Raw genomic sequence first — 4,236 nt, 5'->3', positions numbered from 1 at the left:
GCTCGGGACCATGTGGAAGACGTCGGCGGCGCGCGGGGTGTACCGCTTGAGGCGCAGGCTCCGGTCCAGGAACACTGTCCCGACGTCGGTGGACGCGATCAGGTTGTTGAGGTCGGAGTTCGAGCGGACCAGCTCCTCGACCTTGCTGCTGAGCTCCTGGTTCACCGTCTTGAGCTCTTCGTTGGTGCTCTGGAGCTCCTCCTTCGAGGTCTCGAGCTCCTCGGTCGTCGACTGGAGCTCCTCGTTGATCGACTGGAGCTCCTCGTTGGACGCCTTCAACTCCTCCTTCGAGGTCTCGCTCTCTTCGATGGTGAGCTGGAGCCGGGCCCGGGTCCGTCGGAGCTCGTCCTCGAGCCGCGAGACCGTCGGGTCGTCGGAGTCGCCGTCGATGTCGCCGCGGTCGACGACGGACGCGTCGAGGGCGGCGACGGACGCCGGGTCGAGCTCGATGAACACGACCTCGGCCAGCCCGTCCTCGGCCGCCTTCCCGCCTGCCAGCCCGACGTGGAGCCGCACGACGCTCTCCTCTCCGCCGATCTCGACGCGCTGGAAGCCGGTGTCCATCGCCTTCCCCTTCGAGAACGCCCGGAACAAGGAGGCGCGGAGGTCCATGCGGAACGCCCGGACCACCTTGTCGACGACGTTCTGGGTCACGGGGCCTTCGCGGTCGCGGAGGTACCGGCCGGCGTCGCCGAACACGTGCGTCACGTCGTAGTGCTCGTCCACCAGCACGCGCGGCGGGGCGTAGCTCTCCAGCGTCCAGTCGCGGTAGCGCTCCACGAGCCCCTCGCGCGGAGGGTCGGCCGGCCGGGGCCGAGTGGGGGGAGTCCCACGGCGACCGTCGCCGGAGGCGAACGCGGGGGCCCGCTCCGGCCCGCCCGACGGGCGCCGCCGGTACAGCCGGGCCTTTTTATCGGCGGCCCCGAACCCTTTCGAGGTCGCGCCTGGACCTTCGGCCGAGCCCAGAAACAACAAGCCCTCCTGGCGGAGCGCGTAGTGGAACGTCGCGAAGACGCGGGACTGGACCTTCCGGTTGAAGTAGATCAGGACGTTCCGGCACGCGACCAAGTCGAGCCGCGAGAACGGGGGGTCCGAGATCAGGTTGTGCTGGGCGAACAGGACCATCTGCCGGAGCTCCTGCTTGACCCGGACGCCGCCGGCCTCGACGCTGAAGAACCGCCGGAGCCGGGAGATCGGGACGTCAGCGGCCGCGACCTCGGCGTAGAGCCCTTCGCGGGCGCGGGCCAGGGCCTCCTCGTCGATGTCCGTCGCGAAGATCTGGATGTCGGGCGGGTCCACCAGGCGGTCCTGGTACTCGCACAGCAACATCGCGATCGAGTACGCCTCCTCGCCGGTCGCGCACCCGGCGACCCAGACGCGGACCTGGTCCTGCGGGCCTTTCCCCTCGAACAGGGCCGGGATGGCGTCGGCCTCGAGGACGTCGAAGGCGTCGGCGTCGCGGAAGAACTGGGTGACCGAGATCAGGAAGTCGCGGAGCAACGCCTGGACCTCGTCGGGGCTCGACCGGAGGTAGCCGGCGTACTCGGGGAGGTTGGCCTGGCCGGTCACCTGGAGGCGGCGCGCTAGGCGGCGCAGGATCGTCGAGCGCTTGTAGTTGGTGAAGTCGTGGGCCGTCCGCTGGCGCAGGTGCGCGAAGATGGCCTGGAGCGCCTGGTGGTCGGTCTCGGGCAGGAGCTCGGCGTCCTCCGAGGGAACGTCCACCTTGGGGGGCGCGCGGCGGATCTCGACCAGCCGCTCGGCCAGCTCCCGGGCCGTCCCCACCACGTCGACCAGGTCGGTGCCGATGGCGCTCTTGGGCATCCCGTCGTACTCGGCGTCGGACGGCGTCTGGGCCATCGTCAGGCCGGTCCGCTCTTTGACGGCCTTGAGCCCGAGCGACCCGTCGGAGCCCGTGCCCGAGAGCACGATGCAGACGGCGCGTTCGCCCATGTCGTCGGCGAGCGACCGGAAAAAGTCGTCGACGGCCGCGGGACGGCCGCGGTCGCGGCGGGCGTCGGTGAGCCGGAGCTGGCCGTCCTCGATCTCGAGGTGCCTGCCGGGCGGGATCACGTAGACCCGGTTGGGCTCGACGTCGGGGTGGTCGGCGACCTGGGTCACCCGCATCTCGGTCCGGCTCTGGACGAGCTCGGCGAGGGCGCTCTCGTGGTCGGGAGACAGGTGCTGGACCAGGACGAACGCCATGTCCGGCCGGGCCGGGAGCGCGGCGAGGAACTCCTGGAAGGCGTGGAGCCCTCCCGCCGAGGCCCCGATCCCGACGACGGGGAACGTGTCTCCGTCGCCATCGGACGGAGAGACGCCGCCGTCCACGTCGCTGACACCGTCGTCCGTCGTGTCTTCCGGTTCGTCGTGCGCCATTGCCTCGAGGTCGCTGTAAGACCGGATGATACCGAGGCCGCACATCGGGCGGCTCTCCATCCGGCCTTTCGATGCCCGCGAAGACGGACGTGCAACGGGCGCGTCCTCGAGGTCGGTCGCTTCCCCCCTGTGGGCCTCGTCTGAGGACAGGAGCTCCGTGAGCGGCCTCGAGGACGAGAGGCCGCTTCAGCTCGAGAGTTCGCAACCGGACGAGCGGCCTCGAGGGCGACTCAGCGCGCGAGCGCGTCCCACCCGCTTTGTCGCTTCGCGATCCAGCGGCTCCCGACGATCGGGGGGAGTCCCCAGACCACGAAGATGCTGATCCCGATGGCCGCGCCCGGATGCAAGCCGAGGTCGCGGAGCCACAGGAACGCCGGGTCCATGACGTGCCCGCCGGTCGCCATCACGAGCCCGATGTACGACCACGCCATCCACTGGTAGTGGCCTTCGAGCCAGCCCTCACGCCGCCGTCGAACGACGACCATGCCCGCCGTTACCGTCGCCAGGCTGACGAGCGCGGCGATGTGAAACGGCCCGTACCCGGCGAAAAACGGCGTCGAGTCGTGGAGGCCGAACGACAAGAGGCACAACGCCAGCATCGTCCCGACGTATACGCGTCCCGCTAGCCGGTGCGTCCGGTCGCCCTTCCTTCGAACCAGAACGAGCGCGCCGCTCGCGAGCGCCGTCACCCCAAGAACCGTGTGAACGATGGCGGTCGGCGTCATGGCTTTGGAGGATCGGCCTCGAGGACGAGGCAGGGTCAGGCGGGCTCGGCCTCGAGGGCGGACGCGTCGAGGTCGGCCAGGACGGGCGCGGCGACGAGCGTGTCGGTTTCGACGGTGCCATCTCGCAGGCGCACGATGCGGCGGGCGTGGGCCGCGATCTCGTCCTCATGCGTGACCACGATCAGCGTGTTGCCGGCGCGGTAGAGGAGCTCGAACAGGCGCATGATCTCGTCCGAGGTCACGGAGTCGAGGTTGCCCGTCGGCTCATCGGCGAGCAGGATCGCGGGGCGGTTCACCAGGGCTCGAGCCACGGCGACGCGCTGGCGCTGGCCGCCCGAGAGCTCGTTCGGCCGGTGGTCCAGCCGGTCGCCCAACCCGACGCGCTGCAGCGCCTCGGTCGCCCGCGCCTTCCGCTCGGACCGGGAGACGCCGGCGTAGACCAGCGGCAGCTCGACGTTTTGCAGGCAGTCCTGCCGAGGCAGCAGGTTGAACGTCTGGAAGACGAACCCGATCTGGCTGTTCCGCACCTCGGCCAGTTCGTCGTCGCTGAGCGAGCCCACGTCGCGTTTGTTGAGCTTGTACGTCCCCTGCGTCGGGATGTCGAGGCAGCCGACCACGTTCATCAGCGTGCTCTTGCCGCTCCCCGACGGCCCCATGACGGCGACGTACTCGCCGCGCTCGACCTCGAGGGAGCAGCCGCGCAGCGCGTGGACCTCCTGGGTCCCCATCTTGTACGTCTTCCAGACGTCGGCGATGTCGATGACGGGCATAGTGGGAGTGAGCGAAGGGGCCGAGCCGGGAGGGCTCTCAGACAAGCGGAAGACTCGAGCCGATTGGAGAACCCCAGAATGTCGAAAAGGGAGGAGCGGTTGGGCTGACAGATCAGAAGCGAAATCGCCGACCTCGAGGACGGGACGCGTCGAGGGCGGACCGGGGTCGCATCGAGGCTGGACGCGCGGCCTCGAGGTCGGGTGCTACTCCTCGTCCTCGCGGACCGCGTCGCCGTCCTCGAGTTCGGTGCGCAGCAGGCGGAACGGGCCGGTGATGACGGTCTCGCCGCCCGTCAGCCCGGTGCGGACCTCGAGGTTGGTGCCGTCGGTGATGCCGGTCGCGACCTCGCGCATCTCCGCTTCGC

At 69.9% G+C, this 4,236-nt stretch carries 3 protein-coding genes; all 3 read right to left on the bottom strand.

Going from position 1 to position 4,236, the window contains the following annotated elements; all coding sequences use genetic code 11:
• Positions 1–2,421 (bottom strand): chemotaxis protein CheB (locus WBA11_RS18510; RefSeq protein ID WP_424522110.1); only part of this gene is annotated, 2,421 nt, incomplete at its 3' end.
• Positions 2,422–2,606: 185 nt separating this feature from the next.
• Complete coding sequence (locus WBA11_RS18505) at positions 2,607–3,101, bottom strand: DUF2306 domain-containing protein (protein WP_424522109.1); 495 nt, start codon at positions 3,099–3,101, stop codon at positions 2,607–2,609.
• 35 nt (positions 3,102–3,136) lie between these two features.
• Complete coding sequence (locus WBA11_RS18500) at positions 3,137–3,871, bottom strand: ABC transporter ATP-binding protein (protein ID WP_424522108.1); 735 nt, start codon at positions 3,869–3,871, stop codon at positions 3,137–3,139.
• Positions 3,872–4,236 lie beyond the last annotated feature (365 nt).

Source organism: Rubrivirga sp. (assembly GCF_049648075.1).
In the GTDB taxonomy this organism is placed as follows: Bacteria; Bacteroidota; Rhodothermia; order Rhodothermales; family Rubricoccaceae; genus Rubrivirga.
Note: the sequence above shows the minus strand (reverse complement) of the source record. Positions and strands in the feature narration are given on the sequence as shown.